2 tRNA genes are annotated in these 290 nt (G+C 52.4%); both read right to left on the reverse strand.

Going from position 1 to position 290, the window contains the following annotated elements:
* Window positions 1-84: 84 nt before the first annotated feature.
* Window positions 85-160, reverse strand: a tRNA-Ala gene (locus tag CHH75_RS24550).
* A 35-nt stretch (window positions 161-195) separates the two neighbouring features.
* Window positions 196-272: transfer RNA gene (locus CHH75_RS24555), tRNA-Ile, on the reverse strand.
* Window positions 273-290: the final 18 nt, after the last annotated feature.

Here is a 290-nt window from a genome sequence, read left to right on the forward strand (position 1 = left end):
CCCCGGTCCTTCGACCGGAAGATTATCATATCATGCCATAGATTTCAGTGCAACCTGCAATTTATGGAAGTGATATGAGTATGATGGTGGAGCCAAGGGGGATCGAACCCCTGACCTCCTGCGTGCAAGGCAGGCGCTCTCCCAGCTGAGCTATAGCCCCAAAAAGGAACCTCATCACTAAATATGAAGTTGAAATGGTGGGCCCTAGTGGACTCGAACCACCGACCTCACCCTTATCAGGGGTGCGCTCTAACCAGCTGAGCTAAGGGCCCATATCATACGCTTGGCGA

The sequence above is a fragment of the Paenibacillus sp. 7541 genome (genome assembly GCF_002276395.1).
GTDB classification, from domain to species: Bacteria; Bacillota; Bacilli; order Paenibacillales; family Paenibacillaceae; genus Paenibacillus_AQ; species Paenibacillus_AQ campinasensis.